Here is a 24,081-nt window from a genome sequence, read left to right on the forward strand (position 1 = left end):
ATTCATCCTGGTGCTCGCGCACCATCCGAACCGCCCGTTCCCTCACCTCAGGTGAGTATTTCTTCGATGTTGTCATCACTCCATCCTCTCAAGAAATGGAGTCTCCGGGAATCCCGGGGCGGTTCAATACTTGGTCTGAAGCCGATATTGATTGTTTCATCGGTATCCCTGGGGCTAAGTTTATCTTTGTCGCTAGTTGTTGAAAGCATTTATCTAATGGCTTTTTTGAGAGTCTTGTATGGGATTTTCTGTGGCCTGTTGGTGATTATGGGGGAATCTTGGGTTTGTGCTAGAGGTTCAGAAAAGTCGAGAGGAAGCTTTGTTGGGCTATATGCTGGGCTTTTTACAGGATGCCAACTTCTTGGGCCGTTTCTGATTTACTTATTTGGCTATGAGAGCATTTCTCCTACCGTAATGATATGTGCGTTCATATTCATTCTTTCTGTTATGATTTTATTCTCTCGGTATGATGAGATTGACTTTAGCCGGGGCAAGGGGAGCAGCCTTCTTCCTTTGATTCTATCAGTCCCTTTCTTAGTCTATTCAGTCTTCATATTTGCTTCTTTTGATGGTGTTGTGCTAGCTATGTTTCCGGCTTACGGAGTCCATAACGGTTACTCCGTAGAGGTTGCTGCACTGATTATAACGGTGGTTTTTCTAGGGGATGCTGTCACTCAGCCGCTGATAGGCTGGGCTTCTGATCGTGTAGGTCATGCCAGAATGCACTTTATGTGCTGTACTGTCTTTTTAATCTCAATAGTGCTTGTGTACTTATCAGTAGGAACAAAGGGGTTCTGGTTTATTCTTTTTATACTGGGAGCGTCGGGCGGCGGGATTTACACTTTAGCACTTGTTAGAGCTGGCGATAAGTTTAATGGAGTGTCTTTGGTCGCTATAAATTCGGTGTTTAGTTTTGTGTGGGGAGTGGGGAGCTTTTCAGGACCCATCGCCGCTGGTTTCTCAGTTGACGTTTATGGGGCTAATGGCCTAGTATATTTTCTGATAGGCATGGGGATGACTGTTGTTTTTTTTAATTGTCTCAGCCTTACACGGAAGGCAGGGAGGTGGAGGGTTAGTATAAATAAACAAGGTGCCCCCCGGGCTTAGCCCGGGGGGCACCTTGTTTATTTACTGGTTTTAAGTGCTCTCATTCGAGGGCACTTGAGCTCTCTTTCTACGCTTGCCCACCTAGAGATTGTTTCGGCAGTTATTCTAGACTATTTTTATTTTAGCATGGCTCCTGGCCCAGCTGAAATATTTAGGATATTTTTAATATCCGTTATCGGAATATTGTCTTCAAGAAGAATAACAAGAAAAACCAACGAGTTAAAAAAGAAAAATTTACATAAAATTCTTCACTTATCACTGCTATTTGTGGGGCCTCGGATGAACTGGTGAGCCAAAGAAGTTATCCTCTGCTGGTAGCAAGGGAGCTTCTTCATCGGAGCAGCTTGCCTTGGCATGGAGTACCTTATATCAGTGTACAGCTCTTAGGAAGGGCCATTGCTGCTGGACAAGATCATGCCTGTGGCTATCACAACACGGCTTGGCCCCAGAAACTGAGTGCAACACCTGACCATTCCGGTAAGGTGTTGCATCCATGTCCTATTCTGAGCTCAGTATCGAAGAACGCGCCACGATCCAGGTCAGCCATGCGCAAGGCATGAGCATGCGACAAGTCGCTCGCATGATGGGGCGTGCCCCCTCCACCATCAGTCGAGAGATACGACGCAACCAACAGCCTGATGGCCGCTACTGTGTCCCGCATGCCCAACACCTTAGGCACGAACGACGGGCGACCTGTCGCCCGAGACGCAAGTTGCTCCCCGGTGGCGAACGCTTCGCGCTGGTCCTGTACCTGTTACGTCAGCGCTTGTCTCCCGAGCAGATCGCCGGCAAGCTCAGACATATGACGATACCCAGCCTCCGAGACGCCTACGTCTGTCGTGAAACGATCTACGACGCCATCCATGCGCTGCCCGTTGGTGAGCTGCGCAAGGAACTGATCCATTGCCTGCGACAGGGCAAGTCAACGCGCAAGCCGCGCCGCGGGCAAGTGGATCGGCGCGGCCAGATTCCCGAGATGGTCAGCATTCATCTCCGTCCCCCCGAGGTCGGGAAACGCGAGATGCCCGGTCACTGGGAGGGCGACTTGATCAAGGGGAAAGCCAATGCCTCAGCGGTCGGCACGCTGGTAGAGCTCAGCAGCGGCTATCTGATCCTGGCCAAGATGCACGATGCCACGGCGACCTCGGCTGTCGAGGGCTTCAGTGCGGCACTGAATCGCATGCCGCTGGCCGCGCGCAAAAGCCTGACCTACGACCAGGGCCGAGAGATGGCCAAGCATGCGGAGATCACCCAGCACACGGGCGTTGCCATCTACTTCTGTGATCCCCACAGCCCGTGGCAACGGGGCAGTAACGAGAACATCAACGGCCTGATTCGCCAGTATCTCCCGAAAGGCACCGACTTATCGGTCCATAGCCAGGAGGAGCTCGATGCCATTGCCCTCGAACTCAATATGCGTCCTCGCAAACGTTTCGACTTCAAGTGCCCCATCGAAATGATGGAAGAGCTGATGGCGAAGTGTCACGAAGGGCCATCATCAATCCAATGACAGTGTTGCACTCAGAGCCTGCATCCGCCGAATGACATATAAAGGCCTACTTATAGGTCTCTCTCGCTCCCTCTCCATAATTTGCGCCATCGCGTGCCTCTTTTCCGCACTCAAGACTACGCCATTGACCACGGTTCTTGGAGGGTATTTTACAGCCCCTGTCTTTTCATTGATCATATCACGAACGATTTTAAAAGAAAAAGTCGGAACCACGGGCTACGTCGCCATTGGCTTAGGTATCGCCGGGACATTCATGGTACTGCAGCCTGACACTGATTTTGGACCTGGCTCTGCTTTATCCCTTTTAGCGGGGCTGTTCTTTTCTTTCTATCTTATCACTTCATCTCTTGGAGAAGGACATATCTCCCCAACCGCCTCTACGCTTGTATCTCTTGCATTTGGCACACTACTTCTTTTTCCTCTATCATTCCATGACATACCTGACATGATACAATTCAGCCCAAAAACAATATCGCTTCTTGTAGCCATGGGAGCATTGACAGCAATTTGTCACTTCCTGGTCTTGAGCGCTCTCACCCAAGGCCCCGTAAGTTCGCTTTCCACGCTTGCCTATCTAGAACTTGTCTCAGTAGTCCTTCTGGATTACTTTTGTTTTGATGATCCCTTGGAACCGCTTGAGATGTTTGGAATCATCTTAATAGCCATGGCCGGCATTTTGTCCTCAAACAGCACCTCAAGAAAGACCCATTGTCTTGAAGAAGAGGGCTTTGCATAAAGCGTCTACCATGGGAAATCGCCAAAGCTCGCCATGGGCACCTCATTTCCATGTACCGCTTCACGACGGCCATTGCTGCCGGGCAAGATCATGTCCATGGCTACAGCGACACGACATATACGGGTAGTACTCGCGTTGAAAACCGGAAAAGACGTTCACCAACCGGTATTATCGTGACCAGTGTCCCAACGAGCGTAACTGGAGCCTGTGTTGAAGCTGATTCATACCGCCGACTGGCATCTGGGCCAGACTTTCCACGGCCAGGAGCGCCACTTCGAGCATCGCGCCTTCCTGACCTGGCTGCTCGACACCCTGGTGGCGCGACAGGCCGATACCCTGCTGGTGGCCGGCGACATCTTCGATGTGGTCAACCCCTCGCTGCGTGCCCAGGAACTGCTCTATGACTTCATCGTCAGCGCCCACGAGCGCTTGCCGACGCTGGACATCGTGCTGATTGCCGGCAATCACGACAGCGGCAACCGCATCGAGCTGCCGGCGCCGCTGATGAAACGCCTCAACACCCACGCCCTGGGTCGAGTGAGCTGGTGCGACGATGGCACCCTCGATACTCGACGCTTGCTGGTACCGTTGACCGATGCCGGTGGCGAGACACGTGCCTGGTGCCTGGCATTGCCCTTCCTGCGCCCCGCCGAGGTCACCGGTGGCGGGCTGGCCCGCGACGACGACGCTGGGAGCGACAGCCGAAACGACTATGTGACCGGCATTTCCCGTGTCCACGAGCAGTTGATCGCAGCGGCCCGTGACCGGCGCCGGCCCGGCCAGGCACTGGTGGCCATGAGCCACGCCCACCTGCACGGCGCGGCCGTCTCCGAGGCCAGCGAACGCCCTATCGTGATCGGTGGTGAGGAGTCGATCTCGGCGGCGCTGTTTCCCGAGGAGATCGCCTACGTGGCACTAGGCCACCTGCACCGCGCACAACGAGTCGGCGAGGCGCGCATCCGCTACAGCGGCAGCCCCCTGCCCCTGGACTTCAGCGAAGTGGCCTACCCCCACCAAGTGGTGGAGGTGACCCTGGAAGGCGAGTCCCTATCCGCCGTGGAAGCGATCCCAGTGCCGCGCCCGGTGGCCATGCACCGCATCGGTCCCGCCGGGCTTCCCGAGGTGCTGGCCGAGCTCGAGGGGTTGACGCACGACCCCGCCCTTCCCCGGGAGCAGTGGCCCTGGCTGGAGGTGCGCGTCGAGCTCAGCGCCCCGGTGCCCGACCTGCGCGCCCGGGTGGAAGCGGCGCTGGAGAGCAAGGCACTGCGCCTGCTGCGACTGGAACGTCGCCTGCCTCAGGTCGACAGCGAGGGCGCCCAGGCCCGGGTCGACCTGGAGGAGCTGGGACCGCGACGGCTTTTCGAGCGCACCTGGCAGGAACGCTGGGGCGAGCCTGTCACCGAGGAGGTGCTGGCCGACTTCGACCGGCTGCTCCAGGACGTGCTGGATGACACTCACGGTGAGGAACACGCATGAAGATCCTTGCCCTGCGCCTGACCAATCTGGCCTCCCTGCCCGGCCCCCTGGAACTCGACTTCACTGCGTCCCCCCTGCGCGACGCCGGCCTGTTTGCCATTACCGGTCCCACCGGCGCCGGCAAGAGCACCCTGCTCGACGCCCTGTGCCTGGCGTTCTACGGCAGCACACCGCGGCTGCGCCAGGCGCCTGGCCGCGACGCCCCGCTGCCGGACGTGGGCGACGAGACGGTGAGCACCGCCGATCCCCGCACCCTGCTGCGCCGCGGCACGGCCGGCGGCCATGCCGAGGTGGACTTCCTGGGTCGCGACGGCCGCCGCTACCGCGCCCGCTGGGCCGTGCGTCGCGCCCGAGAGAAGATCACGGGACGCCTGCAGGCCGTGGAACAGTCGCTACGCGACCTCGAGGACGACAGCCTGCTCACCACCCAGAAGCGTGAGTTCGATCGCCTGCTACCGGAACGCCTGGGGCTCAGCTTCGACCAGTTCACCCGCGCCGTGCTGCTGGCGCAGAGCGAGTTCGCCGCCTTCCTGCAGGCCGACGACAACGAGCGCAGCGACCTGCTGGAGCGCCTGACCGGCACCGCCGAATACTCCGCGATCTCCATCGCCGCCTATCAACGCGCCAACGAGGCGAAAAAGCAGGTTGATGCCCTGGAGGCCAAACTCGCCGACGACCTGCCCGCCGAGCCCGAGGCCCGAGCCGAACTCGAGCGCACCGCCGAGGATGCCCAGCGCGAGCTCGACAGCGTGCAACAAGAAGCGCAGCGCCTGGAGACCCAGCAGCGGTGGCACGAAACGGACGAACGCTTGAGCAAAGCCTACGCCGAAGGACGCCAGCAACAGCAGAATGCCGAGGCCCGCTGGCAGGCACTGACCGAAACCCGCGCGGACAGGGAGTGGCGTCGCCTGCTCGCCCCCCAGCGCCATCGCCTGACCCGCCAGGCCCAGCTGCCCGGCGAGATCGCAACGCTCGAGCAAACCCACGCCCGAACATGCAAAGCGCTGGAGGAGGCCAAGGCCACGCAGCAAGACGCCGACAAGGGCCGGGATCAGGCCGAGCAGGCGCTGGCCGAAGCCAACAAGGCTCGGCAGCAGGCTGAGCCCGCACTGCGAGAGGCACGTGAGTATGCCCAGCGGCTCGCCACCCTGGAGAAGCAACTCGCGGATCTCGATACGAACCACCGCGAACGCCAGCAGCAGGCCAGCACGATCGCCAAGGAGCGCCAGCAGGCCGAGGATGACCAGCGCAAACTGGAGCGCCAGCGCGATGAGTGGCAGGCCACCCTGCGTCAACTGATGGGCGATCACACGCAGTTGGACAGCGCACGCCAGGCAACACAGCGGGAGCATGACCGAGCTGCGCGGCGCAGCCTGGCCCTGAGCGAGCTGGCCACCGTCTGGCAGGAAGTCTGTCGTGCTGAACAGACCCAGCGGACGCTGACCAGCCGCCTGGATACAAACGAACGACGCAAGGCGCATCTGGTTGAACAAGGCAAGGCCGCCCGGCGGCGGCTGGACGATCAGGAGCGTCACTATCGCAGCGTGTACGAGGTCATCGAACGCAACCGTGCCGTGCGCAGCGAAAGCGTGGTGAAACTCCGCGAAGGACTGCAGGAGGACGTGCCCTGCCCGGTCTGCGGTGGCCTCGACCATCCCTGGCGCCACCACCCTCCTGAGACGCCCGAGGCGGCCCAGCTCGCCGCCCAGCAGGCCGAGGAGGATCGCCAACTGGCGCAAGCAGAGCAAGAACGGGACCAGGCTCAACGGGAACGCGATGACCTGCTGGGGCAATACCGAGCTGTCGAGGCGTCGCTCACAGAGCAACACCGAGACCTGCGGGAAGCCGAACAGCGCCTGGCCAAGGCCCGGCAGGCCCTCACCGACCATCCACTGCATGCCGAGCTTGACGCCATCGACGCCGCCGAGCGCGACGCCTGGCTCGCACACCAACAGAAGGAAAGCGACGCCGCGCGCCAGCGCCATGAACAGACACTACAAGAGCTGGCCAAGGCTGAGGCCGAACTGGCACCGCTGGAGGAAACGCTGCGCCAGGGGGAAATCCAGCTCGCCCAGCTCGAGACACAGCGAGTCAGCCTCGAGCAGGAGCTGGCCAGGCTGGCCGAGCAGATGCCTCCCCTGCGCCAGGCACGAGACAAGACCGCTAGCCAACTCAAAGGCATACTCGGCGAGCACGCCTCCCCCGACGCCTGGCAGCAGCATCTGGACTCCTGCCAGGATAACGCCCGAAAGGCCCGGGACACCGCCCTCGATCGTTTTCATGCGGCACAGCGCGAGCAGGAGCGACTTACCCAGCAGGCAAGCCATGAAGCGGATCAAACCGCCAAGCTACACAAGGAACGCGAAGCTCTGGATCGTGAGCTGGCCGAGTGGCGCCGAGCGCACCCCGAGCTCGATGACGCCACCCTGGCAAGACTGCTGGCCCAGTCGGACGAGGAGGCCAGACGTCAGGAGCGGCAGCTGACCGAGGCCGAGGAGGCGCGTCAGCGCGCCGACGCCAGCCTGGCAGAGCGCCACCAGGCGCTGATCCAGCACCGCCGTGAACAAGCGTTGGCCGAGAGTGACGAAGCTCTTCTGGGGAATGAAGTAGAGGCCGAGATCCAACTGCGCCGGGAAGCGCTAGCCAGCGAGCGAGAAGCGCTTGCCCCACGACTGGAAGCCGCCCAGCCGGCGCGTGATGACGCCGTTCACGCCTTGCGTGACGACGATCGGCGCCGGGAACGCCAGCAGGAGGGCCAGGCCGAGCTGGAAGCGGCGCGGGCCGAGCAGGTGCGCTGGGGACGCATCAGCGAACTGATCGGCTCCGCCGACGGCAAGGTGTTCCGGCGCATCGCCCAAGCCTACAACCTGGAGCAACTGCTGGAGCACGCCAACCTGCATCTGGCCGGCCTCAGCCGTCGCTACCGCCTGGCACGCGGCGGCACGCCGCTGGGTCTGCTGGTGGTGGACCATGACATGGGCGACGAACGCCGCTCGGTGCACTCGCTCTCCGGCGGCGAAACCTTCCTGGTCTCCCTGGCCCTGGCGCTGGGGCTCGCCTCCATGGCCTCCGGCGAACTGGTGATCGAATCGCTGTTCATCGACGAAGGCTTCGGCAGCCTGGATCCGCAATCCCTGGCACTGGCCATGGAAGCGCTGGACGGCCTGCAGGCCCTGGGCCGCCGCGTGGGGGTGATCTCCCACGTCCAGGAGATGCACGAACGCATCCCCGTCCAGATACAAGTGGAGCCGATGGGCAACGGCACCAGCCGGGCGAGGTTGGTCAGCGTGTAGGGGGCATAGCCGGGGTGATCGGGAAGGATACCCGGGCTCCCCCGTCCCTGGGAGAACCCGAGCGTTGCCGGGCCAAATCACGCGACGAGGTCGAAGCGATCCGCGTTCATCACCTTGTTCCACGCTGCCACGAAGTCCTTCACGAACTTCTCCCTGGCGTCGTCCTGGGCATAGACCTCTGCCAGGGCGCGGAGCTGGGAGTTGGAACCGAAGACCAGGTCCACACGGGTGCCGGTCCACTTCACCTCACCGGTCTTGCGATCACGGCCCTCGAACACGTCTTCATCGGCGTCGGTGGGCTTCCACTCCGTGCCCATATCGACCAGATTCACGAAGAAGTCGTTGGTGAGTGTCCCGGGCTTGTCGGTGAAGACACCGTGCTGCGAATTGCCGTGGTTGGTCTCCAGCGCGCGCATGCCGCCGATGAGCACCGTCATCTCGGGCGCGGTCAGCTTGAGCAGCTGTGCCCGGTCCAGCAGCAATTCCTCGGCCGGGACGGTGTAACGCTGCTTGAGGTAGTTGCGGAAGCCATCGGCGATCGGCTCAAGGTACTCGAAGGATTCCGCATCGGTCTGCTCTTCCGTGGCATCGGTGCGGCCCGGATGGAAGGGTACCTCGATGTCGTGCCCTGCCTGCTTCGCGGCCTGTTCGATGGCGGCGTTGCCACCGAGCACGATCAGGTCCGCGAGTGACACCCGCTTGTTGCCGGACTGGGCGTCGTTGAAGGCCTTGTGGATCTTCTCCAGTGTGTCGAGCACCTTCTTCAGCTGGGCCGGCTCGTTCGCTTCCCAATCCTTCTGCGGGGCCAGGCGGATGCGCGCGCCATTGGCGCCACCGCGGTTATCGGAGCCGCGGAAGGTGGAGGCGGAGCCCCAGGCGGTCTTGACCAGCTCCGAGGTGGATAGGCCGGAGTCCAGGATCTGCTTCTTGAGGTCGGCGATGTCCTTGTCGTCAATCAGCTCGTGATCGACAGGCGGAACCGGGTCCTGCCAGATGAGGTCTTCCTCCGGCACCTCGGGGCCGAGGTAGCGAGCCTTCGGTCCCATGTCGCGATGCAGCAGCTTGAACCAGGCGCGGGCAAAGGCGTCCGCGAACTCCTCCGGGTTCTTGTGGAAGTGCTCGGCGATCTTGCGGTAGTCCGGATCCAGCTTCAGGGAGAGGTCCGTGGTGAGCATCATCGGCTCGACCTTCTTCGACGGATCGTGCGCCATGGGCACCTTGTCTTCTTCCCTGACGTTCTTGGGCCGCCACTGGTTCTTGCCGCCCGGGCCCTTGGTGAGCTCCCAGTCATAGCGGAACAGGAGGTCGAAATAGCCCATGTCCCACCGGGTGGGGTTCGGGGTCCAGGCGCCTTCCAGGCCACTGGTGCTGGAGTCGTCACCCATGCCGGTGCCGTGGGTGCCCTTCCAGCCCAGGCCCATCTGTTCGAGGGGCGCGGCCTCGGGCTCCGGGCCGAGGGTGCTGTCGGGAGCGGCGCCGTGGGTCTTGCCGAAGGTGTGGCCGCCGGCGATCAGCGCTACCGTCTCGTAGTCGCTCATCGCCATGCGCGAAAAGGTCGTGCGAATGTCCTTGACGGCCTTTATCGGGTCGGGCTCGCCATCCGGGCCTTCCGGGTTCACGTAGATGAGGCCCATCTGGACGTTAGCGAAGGGCTGGTCGAGCTCCCGCTCGCCTCGGTAGCGCTCGCTCGCCAGCCATTCCTTCTCGGCGCCCCAGTTGATGTCTTCTTCCGGGGCGTAGATGTCCTCGCGGCCGCCGCCGAAGCCGAAGGTCTTGAAGCCCATGGACTCCATGGCGACGTTGCCAGCCAGGATGATCAGGTCGGCCCAGGAGATCCGGTTGCCGTACTTCTGCTTGATGGGCCACAGCAGGCGGCGGGCCCTGTCCAGGTTGGCGTTGTCCGGCCAGCTGTTGATCGGGGCGAAGCGCTGGTTGCCGGTGCCGCCACCGCCACGGCCGTCGGCGGCCCGGTAGGTGCCGGCGGCGTGCCAGGTCATGCGGATGAAGAGCCCGCCGTAGTGGCCGAAGTCCGCCGGCCACCACTCCTGGGAATCGGTCATGAGGTCGTGGAGGTCCTTCTTCAGGGCCTCGTAGTCGAGCTTCTTGAACTCTTCCCGGTAGTTGAAATCCCGGCCCAGGGGATTTGACTCGGTGGTGTGCTGGTGGAGAATCCTCAGGTTGAGCTGATCCGGCCACCAGTGCTCGTTCGTTGCGCCGTTACCATGCACGGAGGTCTGAGCCCCGTGTATGACGGGGCACCCGCCTGCAGTGTTGCTAGTTTTCTGGTCCATATCGCTCTCCAGTGGTGGCTGATCGTTGCTCATGGTTGCTGCGTAGATGTAACTCGTCTATCAACCATCTCCTCTTGTGGGATCCGCTTTCACGACCTGTACGATGGTCTAGAGTGCCTGACGGGTGTCACCTCGTCAGAGGTCGCGACGCGAAGCGGCCTTGGCGTTCCTTACCCGTCACTGACCTAATATAGGTATAGCAATTCCGCGCCATAGGATGGATTTGATTTTCTGCACCAGATCAATAGTTTGTTTTTATGGCAAGTCTGCGACGACCATGTGCCCATTATCATCACCCGCAGTAAAGCGCCTTCGGTGGTGATGATCTCGCTGGAAGACTACGAAGCGCTGCAGGAAACCGCTTACCTGCTGCGTTCACCGAAGAACGCGCGGCGCCTGCTCGAATCCATCACACAACTGGAAGAAGGCAAGGGACAGGAGCGGGAGCTCATTGGAGAATGAAGCGGACGTGTTCCGAGCACGATTGGGAGGGATACCTCTACTGGCAGAAGACCGACAAGAAGGTGCTACGCCGTATCAACCAACTGCTCAAGGAGTGAAGTGGTTCAATACCTACTGGGCCATCCTTCGGATGTTTGTCGCTGCGCTCAGTTCTGTGCCCCGGGCGCCTTGTGCTTGATGCCGTTCGTCGATTTCTTCAGCGCTTCCCTCGTGGGACTTATCACATGCTCCCACTCACAAATCAGTAATTAGCCATATAAAAAGTAGTCTAATCCGCATACTGTTCAGGCCACACGCGCGGGATACTTGAAGTCGCAAGCAGCTTTGGCACACCAGCAGCCGAAGCAAAGTTCTTGCACATAATAACTATCTAAAGTCACTTCCATTGAAAGTGGCTATCGAATGGGGCAGCAAAGGATCCGTGTTCAGATAGTGAACCCGAGGAGTGCCCCACGCTTTCATGTTGAACTTGATTCACTCCTTCTTCGATGCCTCCCCCTCTCATGCATCAAGACCGATACTGAAAGCGCGGGCACTGCTGTTACCGACGGTGCCGGTGCTCGTGCTTCTCATCACACTCTTTCCCGCCAGCGTGTGGAGCGCGGAACGAGCGGCCACTGATCTTGCGGACCTCACCCAGTTGTCGCTCGAGGAACTGGCGGAAACCGAAGTGATCAGCGCAGCGGATTTCGCGCAGCAGGTGGTCGATGCGCCATCCGCGGTGTCGGTGGTCACCGCCGAGGAGATCCGGCGCTTCGGTTACAGGACCATCGCCGAGATACTCGACAGCATGCGCGGCATCCATATCACGCGGGACCGCGACTACAGCTATCTGGGCGGTCGTGGCTACGGCGCGCCGGGTGAGTATGCCGGCCGTATCATGATCCTGATCGATGGCTACTCCGCCGCGGAAAACTACTTCAACCAGATATTCATCGCCGAAGACGGCTACCTCGATACCGCCCTGATCGAAAGGGTCGAGTACGCCCCGGGCCCGGGCTCGGCCATCTACGGCAACAACGCCTTTCTCGGTGTCATCAACATCATCACCCGCAAGGGGCGGGACTTCGACGGCCTGGACACCGAACTGACGGCGGGCTCCCACCGTGACCGCGAGGGCCGGGTCACCTGGGGCAAACGATTCGACAACGGCGCGGAGTGGCTGATCTCGGCCTCGCGCCTCAGCAACGACGGCGTGCGCCGCTATTATGACGGCGAAACCAACGCCGACGCCGACCTGCTCGGCGAACGCCTGTACCTGAAGGGCAGTTACCGGAACTGGTCGCTGGAAGCCGCTTCCGCCGACAAGTGGCGGGACAACGAAGACAGCATCCAGGGGAGAAACTACCGTTACAGGGACCGCAACCGTTTCATCAATATCGGCTACGAAGCGGACCTTGGCCTGAACTGGCGCACGACCACCCGGCTCTATTATGGCGACTACCTGTTCAACAGTCGTGAACACACATCCTTCTATGAGGGATCCGGCCGGATCGACGGCCAGTGGTATGGCGTCGACAGCAAACTGATCTATCTCGGGCTGGAGGGGCACCAGCTCCTGTTCGGCGGCGAGTATCGCATCGACGCGCAACAGGACGCTCACCAAGGGTTCTATATCCCTATGAGTGGTGAGCCACCGTACAGCAACGGCATACACCACAGCGGCGATACCTTCAGCCTCTACGGCGAAGACATGATCGCGCTCTCGCCCACCCTGAGCGCCAGCATTGGCGGGCGCTACGACAAGCGCCGCTACCGGTCGCTCGACACGACCCACAGCGCCTTCAACCCGCGTCTGGCGTTGATCTATACCCCGTGGGAAGCCCTGTCGCTCAAGCTGTCCTATGGCCAGGCGAGCCGCTTCGCATCCCTGGACGAGGTCCGCTTCGACGTGCCCGAACCATCCCGCGTACGCACCACCGAGTTCGTAGCCGAATACAACGAAGACAATTGGCGCCTGCTTGGTTCCCTGTACCGCTACCGCGTCGACAAACTGCCGGAGTACAGCTTTATAGAATCCCAGCACATACAGGGGGCGGAGCTGGAGTCGGAGTGGCAATGGCCCGGCGGCAAGACCTTGCGGCTCAGTTATGCCTGGCAGAACTCGGAGGACGACTTGGGCAAGGAGATGCTCAACGTGCCCCGCGATATCGGCAAGTTGCAACTGTCGATGCCACTGGCGGGCGAGCGGCTGCGGGCCAGTCTGGCACTGCGCTATATCGGCGAGCACAAGAATCAGGATTACGCCGACGTCGACGGCTATACGCTAACCGACCTGACCCTGACGTCGTTGGAACCGCTTCCCGGCACGACCCTCACACTGGCGGTCAGGAACCTGTTCGACACCCGTTACGGCCATATCGCCTACGGCGGCGACGACGGCCTGTTGGCCCAGGACGGCCGCACGGTTTGGCTGCGGCTGGGGTACCGGTTCCAATGAGGTTCGCCCGCCTGCTCCTGACACTGCTGCTGTGGGCGCCATCGGCCATGGCACAGCAGGATGAGCGTGCGGTCAAGGCCGCCTACATCTACAACTTCCTCCACTTCACCGAATGGCCCATTCCGCTAGAGGAGCCCTTCTACCTGTGCATTCTGGGGCGGACACCACTGGACGATGAGTTGCAGCAACTGGAGAACCAACAGGTACGCCACGACATCACCATCGCCGTCGAGCATGTCACCATCGGTGACGACCTCGGGTTCTGCCACTCGCTCTATTTCGATGACAGTCAGCGCAGGCAGCTCGATTCGTTGCTGAGAAAACTGAATGCAGCGCCGATCCTGACGATCAGCGATGCGGAGGGTCTGGCGGACCGTGGCGTGATGATCGAGATGGACACCCTGCACAACAAGGTCGCTTTCGAGATCAATCTGAGCGCGGCCCACCGGGCCGATATGGACTTCAGCGCCCGGTTACTGAAACTAGCGCGCTATGTCGCCACCCGATAAGCCACGACACGATGAAACAGAGCCACCGGTCGATACGCAAGCAACTGATCACCTTCGGTGTTTACCTCACCACCCTGGCTCTGGCGATACTGATGCTGGGCACCCTGGTGTACGAAACGCTCGACAAGCGCCGCGTATTGATCGACGCAATGCACGTCGGGGCCGACGTCATCGGCCGCAACAGCGCGGCGGCCATTCTGTTCAGAGATGCCGGAGACGCCGCCGACGTGCTGTCATCCCTGGTGGGCGCACCGCAGGTTCTGCATGCCGCCATTTTCCTGCCGGATGGTACCCGGCTGGCGGAATACCATTCCGACGGCGGTCTCGGCTGCCCGCACAGGATTGCGAGCGGATCGATCGGATCGAATACGACGGACGGCCTGAATTTCTCCTGGTGCAGCGTACTGATCCATAAGCCGGTTATCCTGCACGGGCAACGCATCGGTAGCGTCGCCCTCGAAGCCAGCCTTGAACCGCTGGTCTCCAGTATCCTATTCGAGCTGTTGTTCGGCATCATCGCCATCCTGGTTACCCTGCTGCTGTCGCTGCTGATCTGGCGGCGCTTCGCAACTCGCATCACCCACCCGCTGCTCCACCTGTCCAAAGTGACACAGCAGGTAAGGATACGTCAGGATTTCAGCCTGCGGGCCGATGTCGTCTCGCGCAACGAAGTTGGCAGGCTGACCCACAACTTCAATCGCATGATGGGACAGTTGCAGCGCTACGATGTGCGCTTGAAGGAAGAACTGCGCCAGCGCCGCAAGGTCGAAGAGCAGCTCAATCAACTGGCCTACCACGACAACGTCACCGGCCTGCACAACCGCCACTACTTCATGGAACAACTGGAGAGCGTCATCGGTTGCGCTCGTCAGTACAACCAGAACTGCGCGTTGCTGGTCATCGACCTGGACGGATTCAAGAAGGTCAACGATACCCTGGGACATGACATGGGCGACGAACTCCTACGCCAGGTTGCGCTACGGCTCAAGCACGGGGTGCGCGACGATGATATCGTCTGCCGGCTGGGTGGCGACGAGTTCGCCATCATCGCCAAATGCGATGCCACCCGACAGCAGGTGGAACAGCTCGCCGAACGCCTCGTCGAACAGATGGCGCCGGCCTACCGGCTGCAGGACAAGCAGGTGTTCGTCACCGCCAGCATCGGTGCCTGTCTCTGCCCGGAACAGGCGACAGACAAGGATATGCTGGTCAAAAACGCCGATATCGCCATGTACCAGGCCAAGGATAAGGGCAAAAACGGTTACTGCGTCTACCATCCCGGGGCGGCGGCCTATCTCGACACCCGCTTCATGATCGAAAACGACCTGCACGAGGCTCTGACGTCGAACCAACTTCAGCTGCACTACCAGCCCCAGTTCACCACCAGCGGTCGAACGCTGGTCGGCTTCGAAGCGCTGCTGCGCTGGCACCATCCCAAGCTGGGTTGGATCTCGCCCGCAGAGTTCATTCCCGTGGCGGAAGATACCGAGCTGATCATCCCGATTGGGGAGTGGGTGCTGGAGCAGGCGAGCCGGCAACTGGTCGAATGGAAGCAGGTCAAATCCGATCTCAAGATCAGCGTCAACCTGTCCGGCCAACAGTTGAAGAACGAAGCGGCGATCAACCGGATGATAGCAATCCTGCACGCCTCTCCCCTTGCCCGCGGCGACATCGAACTGGAGCTGACAGAAAGTTCGCTGCCGGAAACCACGGAGTCCATCCGCATCCGGATGCAGCTACTGCTGGAGGCGGGCTTCCTGCTGGCGCTCGACGATTTCGGCACCGGCCACTCCTCCCTCTTCTACCTGCATAATTTTCCGTTTACCCGCATCAAAATCTATCGCGGCTTTATCGAGCGGATAAAGTCGAGGTCAGACAGCCAGGCATTGATTCGCACCATGGTCGCCATCGCCGCAGCGCTGGATCTCGGGATCACCGCTCAGGGAGTCGAAAGCGAAGAACAGTTGGGCATCCTCTCGGCGATCGGCTGCGACCTTGTGCAGGGGCTGTACTTGGGTGAACCCATGTCGGCCGACGAGGCGCAGGCACTGTTCGAGCAATAGGCCGCTGGCGTCCTGTAAGCGAGCATTTTGTGACATAGTTGTCGACTCACTCGGCTCACATCCCGAATCAGTCGAAGCCAAGAACTCGATCTTGTGCCAATACGCCAGAACCTTCTCAACGTGGGAGAGAACTGCTGTCATTGCCTACGCGTCCTGCTCGCTCGACTCACTGTGCAAAGGCCTCATTCAACCATTTGATGAAATTGCGCTTGGCCTTGAACTCGGTGCGCAACTGTATCAGCGATTGCGCGAATACCTGTCGCTGGGCCGCTGTCTCAAGGGTGCCGTGCAGTTCCTGCAGCAGGGCGATCCCCTGCCGATAACTCCGGTTGTCGGTGTTGCGAACTTCACTGCGCACCAGGCGCATATACAACGGCAGGCTATCGTCGGGGTTGCCCAGGGCTCGTGCCAGTTTCCGCAACAGGCCTGGGTCTACCGGCCTATCGGCGCACAATGCCAGCGCATCAGCCAGCCGGTGCTCGAACAGATAGATTTCCAGCAGGCTATTCACCGCACTGGGCGAAAAAGTAAATGGCGTCTCAGGCGCTTTGTCGAGCCGGGCAATCAGCCAGTCACATGCGCGTTGGCGGTAATCGGTGGGAAGGCCATGCTCCGTAGCCAGTTCCACCAAGCGGCGGTAATCATCCAGTTGCTGCGTGTTTCGATATATCTCCCACTGCAGCTCCGCCGCCGACTCAACCTCACCGCGATGTACTAGCAGCTGCACCTGCAACCGTTGCCGATCGCGCTTCCACCGAGGGCGATCAGCAGCCCGGCCGACCGCGCCAGCCACAGTTCCACCTGGTCCCAGGCATCATGGGCAATACATAATTCGGCAACGCGCAAGCAATCCTGCTCATCGTTGGCGGTTTTCTAATAAAGCGCCAGGATAGCCGGGAAATCCCCATTCGCTTCGGCGCGCTTGAGCAAGGGATCGCGTAACCGAAGGTAGCGGTACTTCTCCGGCCAGCCAGCGTCCTTTGTCAGGTTCGGCAAGGCATCCCAGGCCTGCTGCAGGCAAGCGTGGTAAGCATCCATCTCGTCGCCACCCAAAGCCTCGTGGTAGGCGTCCGGAATACCAGGATAAAAATTCTCGCTATCGCCGAACGCCAGTTCATAGAGATATTTCGCCAGCTTGCCGGGTGGCCAGCCAAGCCGCTGCACGGTCTGGACATGCAACTCCTGCAAGGTCTGCTCACAGTGGAAGCGGAAACCACCGGAATCGTCGATGGTTTCCAGCGCCCGGGCCATCCGCGCCAGCGCATAGTCCACCAGCGTCAGGCATTGCTCCGGGGGCAACTGGGGTGCCTGCTCGGCGAGCAAATCAACCACGGCTTCCGCCTTGGCGAAGTAGGTTCGCACCTGCTCGTAACGGTACAGATCACGGTTAAGTGGAAATGCCGCAGTAATCCGCTTTTTCAGCGCCTTGTAGTCCAGCACTCCGAGAACCGCATCGGCCCGCAGCGACCACTGCTGGAGCAGCAGTTGGTCATCCTCGATCAGCGTCAGCAAGGCATCCACCAGGGCCGGCTTGTCCATTTGCTGCAGGTAGGCGCGGATACGGTCAGTGTCATCGCCCCCAGTTAAACAGGTCTGCTCAGCCTGCTCCGCACGGTAGGCCAAGGCCGTCGCCACGCAGTGCTTGCAAAAATCGATTCCCTCGGAGGCCGGACAATCACAACCGCCATCCAAGCCTCGCTTACTGAGTTCCAGAGTGACGTGATACCGCTCGCTGCCCTCCACCTCGGCAGTGATGGTAGCGCCTTTCTTGTTCCAGCCCAGCACCAGGCCCTGCCTGAAATAATCCACACCACGGCCAAACGCGGCCTCGCCGGCAAGCAGAACGAGCTGCCGGTCGGAAAGAAGCGCCTCTTCATCCTGCATTGAAGCCATCGTTATGCCTCTGCTTGTTTCTTGCTCGCATGCCTTGCCCGTCATCACCAATGCGCATAGGCTATACGCATGACCTTGGCGAGGCAGCGACCATGTACCAGATCTACGATACCCAAGCTCCCAAGAAGCCAACAAACGTCAGCATTAACAGTGACTTGCTTGAAAAAGCTAGAAGCCTTGGCATCAACCTATCCGCTTCGCTGGAAAGCATCCTCGCAGAGCAGGTCCGTGCCGAGCAACGTGCCCAATGGCAACAGGAGAATGCTGGCGCGATCCAGGCGTACAACCAATTCGTTGAGGAAAACGGAACGTTCAGCGATAGCGCAAGGAAATTCTGATGGCCCAGTTTTGCGTGTATGAAAACAAGAACCCGGCATCACGCAAGCAATACCCTTACCTGCTCGATATCCAAAGTGACTTACTGAGCGAACTCCGCACCACCGTTGTTGTTCCGATTTGCCCTGCCAGCCTGGCAGAAGGAATGCAAATCTCTCGGCTCAATCCCAGCCTCGAGTTCAATGGCGAAGATTTCATCGCCATGATTCAAGATCTTGCTGGCATAGACAGGCAACGCCTGGGGAGCAAGGTTCGTGACCTCAACCAAGACCGAGAGAAGATCATCGCTGCTGTCGATTTCATGATCTCCGGTATATGATCTTTGATTGATTCCGGCGGCTAAAGTTAAAATGGTATCTCGTTCTCGTCTTCCATTACATCTAATTCAGAAGGTGGGTCAAGGTCGAAAGTAGAATCTTCCACCGGTATCAGTTCCCACAATTCATTCTGGTGTAGCCAGACCGGATCAGCATTTTCCTCAATGAACTGATCTACCGGTATGCCATCCACGGTTGGAGGCCGCTTTATTCTGACTTGCTTGCCGCTTATGAAGACCCACTCGTATTTCCTCTTCCGCTCTTCCTTGGCGGCTTTCTTTGCACGCTTTTGGGCCGGAGTGAGCTCTTTCTTGACCTTTGCCATATCTGAACTTTTTGGTGCTAACAGTGATTATGACGCACATCATGATATTGCATCATCGCACCGGCACGTTAAACAATATCATCTAGTCAACGCATCGTAATCTTTTGATCTATGAGGCTCCACCTGACCGTCCGATTTTGGTGACTTCTGCTGGGCGTCTTCGGCGCCAATCGCGCAGCAAAGCTGCGCTCCCACGGGGTATGATCACCTTCTCAATAGCAGTTCGCGCCCGACATAAATGCCTATCAAACCCCACCAAGACAGCGGTCTTATCGATCTTCACTGGGGCTAGCCAACATATTCATGATCAACCGGATCATGGTCTCCTTGTTGGCCGGGTCGGACTCGGCGATCAGCAGCGTCAAGGCCGCTAACCCCACATCGTTTACCACCGCCTCGCCATGCTCGTTGAGCAGGCGGTCGTTGCGATATGAGGAAAGGTTGGCAGTTGGCCACCCACTTGGGCGCGAAGCTCGGTCAGCAGCCCTTCGTCATAACGCTGCAGCAGCAGGAAGGTCTGGGCGTAGCGGGTGACGATATCGACAAGGCCACGACCACTGGCGGTATCCAACGCTGAGCTCTGGGCCGTCTTGCGCACCAAGGCCATGGCCGCCTCCAGTTCGCGGGCATTGGCCTCGAATCGCTGGCGGTTCAGGGTCCAGCCTTGGGTGAGGTGCTCGCGGAGCACCCGCGTGGCCCACTGACGAAGCTGCACCGCGCGCCTTGAGTTGACGCGGTAGCCCACCGAGATAATGGCATCGAGGTTGTAGTGCTTGACGCGACGCCTCACCCGCCGACGCCCCTCCTGGCGCACTACCGAGGATTCCTCGGTAGTTGCCGCTTCGTCCAGCTCCTCGTCAGCATAAATGTTCTTCAGGTGCAGGCTGATGTTATCGGTGGAGGTTCGGCGTTGGTGGCCCGTACTCACACCGGCAAGCCATGGCAGTGCCTTATTTTAATTTCAGGCCGAAATTAAAATAAGCTGTGGCGCTATTTTAGTAAGACACATCATGCATCTCGGTACAGGGTCGACGTCATCGGCGACGCCGCTCGACTCGCTGTTACCCCAGGTGCTCCTTGAACACCTTCATCAGTTCCCGCTTGTCCTCGAAACCAATTCCCGGCACGTCGGGCAAGGCTACCAGGCCCTCTTCCACCGGCGTGGAATCGGCAAAACCACCGAACGGCGCGAAGACCCGCGGATAGGACTCGTTGCCGCCCAGCTTGAGCCCGGCGGCGATGTTGAGCGCGAACTGGTGACCGCCATGCGGGATGCACTGGCGCGGCGACCAACCGTGCTTGCGTAGCTCATCGAGTATGCGCAGGTACTCGACCAGCCCATAGCTCAGCACCGGGTCCATCTGCAGGATATCGCGGTCGGCGCGCATGCCGCCGTAACGCAACAGGTTGCGCGCATCCTGGTGGGAGAACAGGTTCTCGCCGGTGGCCATGGGCGGGTCATAGTGCTCGCCAAGCTGCTGCTGCAGGGCATAATCGAGGGGGTCGCCCGCTTCTTCGTACCAGCGCACCCCATAGGGCGCCAGGCCATCGGCGAAAGCCAGCGCGGTCCTGAAGTCGAAGCGTCCATTGGCGTCGACCGCAAGACGCGAGGCATCGCCCACTACTTCGATCGCCGCCTCGACCCGCCCCAGGTCCTCCGCCAGGGGCACGCCGCCGATCTTCATCTTGGTACAGATGTAGCCCAGGTCGAGATAGTCGCGCATCTCGTCCTTGAGGGCACTGATCTGCTTGCCCGGGTAGTAGTAGCCGCCCGCGGCATAGACCGGCACCCGCGGATCGGGTTCGCCATCGCCATAACGTTCGGCGAGCAACTGCGCCAGAGAGCGATTTTCGACCTTGGCGACAATGTCCCATACGGCCATGTCGATGATGCCGACCGCCACCGAGCGCTCGCCATGTCCTCCGGGTTTCTCGTTGGCCATCAGCACATCCCAGATCCGAAAGGGATCGAGATTGTCGCCGCTCTCGGCGAGCAAGGAAGCTGGCTCGGCATCGCGCAGGCGCGGCAGGAAGCGCTCCTGCAGCAGACCGCTCTGGGCATAGCGTCCGTTGGAATTGAAGCCGTAACCCACGACCTGTCGGCCGTCGACCCAAGCATCGGTGTAGAGGGCGAGCACCGAGACATCCATTTTGGCAAAGGAGATATAGGCGTTGGCGATGTCGGAGGCGATAGACACGCGTGCCTCGCGGATATCAGTAATTCGCATCGTGCGACTCCTACAGCAGCAGCCCGGTGGGCAAGCGTACGTTGAGAACCTGGGTAAAGGTGAGATAGAAGACGCCAACCAGCACGCCAATGATCGGAACCCACTGCAGCAAGCGGCGCCACGACACCGGCCCGTCCACCCGGGCCAGGTACCAGGTGAGTAGGAAGATGGCCACGCAGGTGGACACCACGAACCCCAACGTGCCGATGGCGAACCACCAGACGAAGAACCCCGTCATGACCACCAGCAGACGGCGTAGGCTTCCCGATATCACGACCCGTCGGCTACCGGGCCTGATGAAGCCCTTGACGATCAACCCCACGGCGATCACTACCAGGATCACCAGCACGGCGCGCGGGAAGATGATGCTCAGCCGCCCCATCTCGCCACGAGGCAACCACAGCACGGCGGCAAACGCCAAGCCGACGATCCCCGCGGCGATATCGGTATTCAAGCGCAGGATCATGCGTCACCTCCTGCCTTCGATGACACCTTGTCAAGCAGACCTCTGCGTTCCAGCCAAGCCGGCAACAATGCTGTCGCCGCGCCGATCACCACCAGGCCGGCCAGCACTTTCGACAAGGGATTGCTGACCAGGCGCAGCCACGGAATCGGATCGATCACCGCCGCCAACATGGTCTGCACATAACCCTGCTCGGCGATGCCGCCAAGGATCAGGCCGAGCACGATCGGTGCCGCATGGATGCCGATCAAGCGCAGAAAATACCCGGCGCTGCCTAGGATCAGCATGATGCCGACATCGAGCAGGCTGTTACGCAAGGCGAAGGTCCCCAGGATGGTGACCATGGCGATGCACGGCATCAGGAAGTAATAGGGGGTCTTGATCACCACTCGGTGGATCAAGCGCCCACCGATCAGTCCCACCGGCAGCAGCATCAAGGCGGCAAGACCCATCGACAGGATGAAGCCATTGGTCAATACCCCGGTCTCGGTGAACAGGTCGAGACCCGGGCGCAGGCCATGCAGCAGCAGTACGCCAAGGATGATGGCATCTGGTGGCGCGCCGGGTATGCCCAGCGTCAGCAACGGCACCATGCTGCCCGCCACCATCACGTTATTGCTCGATTCCGAGGCCACCACGCCATCGACATTGCCCTTGCCGAAACTATCGGGATCCTTGGAAAAGCGCCGCGCTTCGTTGTAGGCCACCAGGCTGGTCACGTTACCGCCAGCACCGGGAATGATGGCGATGAGCTGCCCGATCAGGCAGGAGCGAATCAGGTTGACAGGTTTGGTGAAGATGCGCTTGGCCACTTGAAGTATCGAGACGTGGCTCTTGCCGAAACCACCCTCCTTGGACAAGGCACCCCGCCCTTCGGCCGCCATGGTCAGCAGTTCGGGAATCACGAACAACCCGATCAGGGCGACGATCAGTTCGACGCCCCCTTGCAAGGGCGGAAAGCCGAAGGTGAAACGCGTTTCGCCACCGACGGGGGAGACACCGATGGTGCTGAGCAGCATGCCGATACAGCCACCCAGCAGTCCCTTGAGCAGGGAGTCGCTCGACAGGCTGGCCACCAGCGTTAGCCCCAGCATCGCCACCCAGAACATCTCGGCAGGGCCGAAGGCCACCGCCAGACGCGCCAGTGGCGGGGCCAGAACCAGCAGGAAGGCCACCCCGACCAGCCCCCCGACGACCGAGGCGATGGTGGCGGCTGCCAGGGCTTCGTAGGCACGCCCCTGGCGCGCCATCGGGTAACCATCAAAGGTAGTGGCGATCGACGAGGGCGTGCCCGGCGTATTGATCAGGATCGCGGTAAAGGCGCCGCCATAGATGGCGCCCATGTAGACCGCGCCCAGGGCAATCAGGCCCTGAAGCGCTTCCATGGAAAAGGTGAACGGCAGCAGCACGGCCAACGCCATGGTCGCTGTAAGCCCCGGCAAGGAACCGATCAACAGGCCAGCCGAAACCCCGACGAGCACCGTGATGAAACTCTCGAAGGTCAGCAGCGAGGCCAGCGCTTGCAATAGCATGTCCATACTTAATCCCCCTGGCGGCGCTGTTCACTCCAGTGACGGAATGTTGGCAAGCAGGCCAATCCCCTGGCCTCGGTGGGCCAGGGGATTGGTGGAGGGAGGATCAGTCGGCGGCTTCGAGAATCGGGGTGTAGGCCTCCCGAAGGGAAGCGATGACCTCGTCGATCTCGTCACCGGTGATGTATTCCATCACGAAGCCCAGCGGCTCCTGCTTCTCGGTGATCTGGCGATTGGCTTCGGCGAAGGCGTCCTCGAGTACGCTGATGACCTCGTCGGGCGTTCCCTTGGGTGCTGCTACGCCGCGATAGGCACCGCCGACGATGTCATAGCCTTGCTCCTTGAAGGTCGGAGCGTCGGGAAGTGCCGGCACCCGCTCCTCGGACGCCACTGCCAGCACCCGGGCCCGGTCCTCCATCTGTACGCCGAGCATGGTGTAGTTGAAAATGCCGGCGACATGCCCGCCTTCCAGGGCGGCAGGCAGGGGACCGGTGCCGGTGAAAGGGATGTAGGTCAGGTCGATGTCGGCTTCCTGCTCGAAGCGCAGCATGTCGAGGTGATTGGCGCTATAGGTGCCGCTACCGCCGAGGGTGACGGCCTCGGGGTTCTCGCGCGCGTATTCGACCAGGTCGTCGAGCGTCTCGAAGGGGCTATCAGCCGGCACGATCAGGGCATTGGGCGTGGAGTGGAAGAAGGTGATGATGTCCCAGTTGTCGGTCTCGAAGCCGGCGTCCGAGCGCTGGATCGGCTGGCCGATGATATGCGGGATGTTGACCCCGATGATCTCGTAGCCATCCGGCTCGGCACCGTTCTGGAATTCGCTCCAGGCCACGGCCCCCCCGCCACCCGGACGGTGGGTCACGTTGACACTGACGCCCAGGATCTCCTCCAGGATAGGCTCCTGGAAACGCGCGGTGACGTCGGACTCACCACCGGGGTTGAAGGGAATCACATAGGTGATGGACTCCTCGGGATAGTCGGCCTGTACGGTTCCGGCCACTCCCAGGATGGCGATGGCCGACAGCGCACCGGCAAGCTTGGTGTAGGTGAACGTCATGGCATGCTCCCAATCTTGTTGTATTAGCGTTTCACGAGGCAGC

General features: G+C 60.4%; 21 protein-coding genes. 12 read left to right on the forward strand and 9 right to left on the reverse strand.

Annotation, left to right across the window (positions count from 1 at the left end; all coding sequences use genetic code 11):
* The 5 genes from IE093_RS15300 to IE093_RS15320 all read left to right on the forward strand — a co-directional run.
* Positions 1-1,107: MFS transporter (locus IE093_RS15300; protein ID WP_229803625.1), on the forward strand; the 1,107-nt coding region annotated here is incomplete at its 5' end.
* A gap of 493 nt (positions 1,108-1,600) precedes the next feature.
* Entirely contained in the window at positions 1,601-2,617 is a 1,017-nt protein-coding gene (locus tag IE093_RS15305) for an IS30 family transposase (RefSeq protein ID WP_189470679.1), read from the forward strand.
* Between the two features lie 31 nt (positions 2,618-2,648).
* On the forward strand, positions 2,649-3,353 hold the full coding sequence (locus IE093_RS15310) for a DMT family transporter (RefSeq protein ID WP_189470681.1): 705 nt from the start codon (positions 2,649-2,651) through the stop codon (positions 3,351-3,353).
* A gap of 207 nt (positions 3,354-3,560) precedes the next feature.
* Positions 3,561-4,829 carry an exonuclease SbcCD subunit D gene (locus IE093_RS15315; RefSeq protein ID WP_229803627.1) on the forward strand — a complete coding sequence of 423 codons (1,269 nt, stop codon included), beginning with the start codon at positions 3,561-3,563 and terminating at the stop codon, positions 4,827-4,829.
* The gene (locus IE093_RS15320) at positions 4,826-8,122 is read left to right on the forward strand and encodes an AAA family ATPase (protein ID WP_189470685.1); all 3,297 of its coding nucleotides are present in this window, start codon (positions 4,826-4,828) and stop codon (positions 8,120-8,122) included. Before IE093_RS15315 ends, IE093_RS15320 begins: the two co-directional genes overlap by 4 nt.
* 77 nt (positions 8,123-8,199) lie before the next feature.
* Here the strand turns inward: IE093_RS15320 and katG are convergent, their stop codons facing one another.
* Positions 8,200-10,413, reverse strand: coding sequence for a catalase/peroxidase HPI (gene katG, locus IE093_RS15325; RefSeq protein WP_189470687.1), 2,214 nt, complete (start codon positions 10,411-10,413; stop codon positions 8,200-8,202).
* Positions 10,414-10,644: 231 nt separating this feature from the next.
* On the opposite strand from katG, the gene IE093_RS15330 reads away from it, so the two are divergent.
* The 5 genes from IE093_RS15330 (at position 10,645) to IE093_RS15350 (ending at position 15,887) form a co-directional block, all read left to right on the forward strand.
* Positions 10,645-10,875 (forward strand): type II toxin-antitoxin system Phd/YefM family antitoxin, encoded by a 231-nt coding sequence (locus IE093_RS15330; protein ID WP_308427206.1) that lies wholly within the window; start codon positions 10,645-10,647, stop codon positions 10,873-10,875.
* Positions 10,872-10,973 (forward strand): type II toxin-antitoxin system YoeB family toxin, encoded by a 102-nt coding sequence (locus IE093_RS15335; RefSeq protein ID WP_189470689.1) that lies wholly within the window; start codon positions 10,872-10,874, stop codon positions 10,971-10,973. The genes IE093_RS15330 and IE093_RS15335 overlap by 4 nt, the downstream gene beginning before the upstream one ends.
* Positions 10,974-11,335: 362 nt before the next feature.
* Positions 11,336-13,315: a TonB-dependent receptor plug domain-containing protein gene (locus IE093_RS15340; protein ID WP_189470691.1), complete on the forward strand. Its 1,980-nt coding sequence runs from the start codon at positions 11,336-11,338 to the stop codon at positions 13,313-13,315.
* Positions 13,312-13,824 (forward strand): YfiR family protein, encoded by a 513-nt coding sequence (locus tag IE093_RS15345; RefSeq protein ID WP_189470693.1) that lies wholly within the window; start codon positions 13,312-13,314, stop codon positions 13,822-13,824. Before IE093_RS15340 ends, IE093_RS15345 begins: the two co-directional genes overlap by 4 nt.
* Before the next feature lie 92 nt (positions 13,825-13,916).
* Positions 13,917-15,887, forward strand: coding sequence for a putative bifunctional diguanylate cyclase/phosphodiesterase (locus tag IE093_RS15350; RefSeq protein WP_189470695.1), 1,971 nt, complete (start codon positions 13,917-13,919; stop codon positions 15,885-15,887).
* Between the two features lie 166 nt (positions 15,888-16,053).
* On the opposite strand, the gene IE093_RS15355 is transcribed toward IE093_RS15350, so the two are convergent.
* Together IE093_RS15355 and IE093_RS15360 are read right to left on the reverse strand one after the other, a co-directional pair.
* Entirely contained in the window at positions 16,054-16,614 is a 561-nt protein-coding gene (locus tag IE093_RS15355; RefSeq protein ID WP_189470697.1) for a hypothetical protein, read from the reverse strand.
* A 146-nt stretch (positions 16,615-16,760) separates the two neighbouring features.
* Entirely contained in the window at positions 16,761-17,780 is a 1,020-nt protein-coding gene (locus IE093_RS15360) for an SWIM zinc finger family protein (RefSeq protein WP_189470699.1), read from the reverse strand.
* 92 nt (positions 17,781-17,872) lie between these two features.
* Here IE093_RS15360 and IE093_RS15365 point away from each other — a divergent pair, with 92 nt between their 5' ends.
* Positions 17,873-18,118, forward strand: a complete 246-nt coding sequence (locus IE093_RS15365; RefSeq protein ID WP_189470701.1) for a type II toxin-antitoxin system CcdA family antitoxin — start codon at positions 17,873-17,875, stop codon at positions 18,116-18,118.
* Positions 18,118-18,435, forward strand: coding sequence for a CcdB family protein (locus tag IE093_RS15370; protein WP_189470703.1), 318 nt, complete (start codon positions 18,118-18,120; stop codon positions 18,433-18,435). Before IE093_RS15365 ends, IE093_RS15370 begins: the two co-directional genes overlap by 1 nt.
* 26 nt (positions 18,436-18,461) lie before the next feature.
* Here IE093_RS15370 and IE093_RS15375 read toward each other — a convergent pair whose 3' ends face one another.
* The 6 genes from IE093_RS15375 to IE093_RS15400 form a co-directional block, all read right to left on the reverse strand.
* Positions 18,462-18,758, reverse strand: a complete 297-nt coding sequence (locus IE093_RS15375) for a hypothetical protein (protein ID WP_189470705.1) — start codon at positions 18,756-18,758, stop codon at positions 18,462-18,464.
* Positions 18,759-19,143: 385 nt separating this feature from the next.
* Positions 19,144-19,686, reverse strand: coding sequence for a RhuM family protein (gene rhuM / locus IE093_RS15380; RefSeq protein WP_229803631.1), 543 nt, complete (start codon positions 19,684-19,686; stop codon positions 19,144-19,146).
* Between the two features lie 133 nt (positions 19,687-19,819).
* The gene (locus IE093_RS15385; RefSeq protein ID WP_189470707.1) at positions 19,820-20,986 is read right to left on the reverse strand and encodes a mandelate racemase/muconate lactonizing enzyme family protein; all 1,167 of its coding nucleotides are present in this window, start codon (positions 20,984-20,986) and stop codon (positions 19,820-19,822) included.
* Positions 20,987-20,996: 10 nt separating this feature from the next.
* A complete protein-coding gene (locus IE093_RS15390) occupies positions 20,997-21,452 on the reverse strand; it encodes a tripartite tricarboxylate transporter TctB family protein (protein ID WP_189470708.1) in 456 nt (151 codons plus the stop codon).
* On the reverse strand, positions 21,449-22,987 hold the full coding sequence (locus IE093_RS15395) for a tripartite tricarboxylate transporter permease (RefSeq protein ID WP_189470710.1): 1,539 nt from the start codon (positions 22,985-22,987) through the stop codon (positions 21,449-21,451). Before IE093_RS15395 ends, IE093_RS15390 begins: the two co-directional genes overlap by 4 nt.
* Positions 22,988-23,087: 100 nt before the next feature.
* A complete protein-coding gene (locus IE093_RS15400; protein WP_189470712.1) occupies positions 23,088-24,038 on the reverse strand; it encodes a Bug family tripartite tricarboxylate transporter substrate binding protein in 951 nt (316 codons plus the stop codon).
* Between the last annotated feature and the right edge of the window lie 43 nt (positions 24,039-24,081).

The sequence above is a fragment of the Litchfieldella qijiaojingensis genome, from assembly GCF_014651875.1.
Lineage (GTDB): Bacteria > Pseudomonadota > Gammaproteobacteria > Pseudomonadales > Halomonadaceae > Litchfieldella > Litchfieldella qijiaojingensis.